1 protein-coding gene is annotated in these 483 nt (G+C 39.3%); it reads left to right on the top strand.

Features of this window, described 5'->3' with window-relative positions:
- Window positions 1–324: flagellin (locus AAEZ02_RS21845; protein ID WP_351125030.1), on the top strand; the 324-nt coding region annotated here is incomplete at its 5' end.
- Window positions 325–483: the final 159 nt, after the last annotated feature.

Raw genomic sequence — 483 nt, 5'->3', positions numbered from 1 at the left:
GATAAGACCAGTTTGTCAATTGGTGGTATTGATAATGCTACATCGGCAGACCGTAAGTCATCATTGGCATCTATTGATAAAGCTATCAAAACGATTGATACTCAGCGTGGTGATTTAGGTGCTATTCAAAACCGCTTAGCGTACAACATTAGTAACAGTGCGAACACTCAATCTAATGTTGCAGACGCCAAAAGTCGTATCGTCGATGTGGATTTTGCAAAAGAAACAGCAACAATGACCAAAAACCAAGTGCTGCAACAAACTGGGGCTGCGATGTTATCTCAGGCTAACCAGTTACCTCAAGTTGCTTTGTCGTTACTATAAAAATAGTTTTGGCTTAAACTTAAGGGGAGATTCGGTTACGGATCTCCCTTTGTAGTAAAAGGCATTTTATTTCGAGAGGATAGTTAGTTTTGTTATTACTAGCTCATTAGGTTAATTGAGGTGCATCATGGACATTCAAATCAGTACCAACAGTAGTAC

This window comes from Shewanella sp. T24-MNA-CIBAN-0130 (genome assembly GCF_040310185.1).
Lineage (GTDB): Bacteria > Pseudomonadota > Gammaproteobacteria > Enterobacterales > Shewanellaceae > Shewanella > Shewanella psychromarinicola.
The sequence above is the reverse complement of the archived record's forward strand: the minus strand, read 5'-3'. Positions and strand labels throughout refer to the sequence as shown.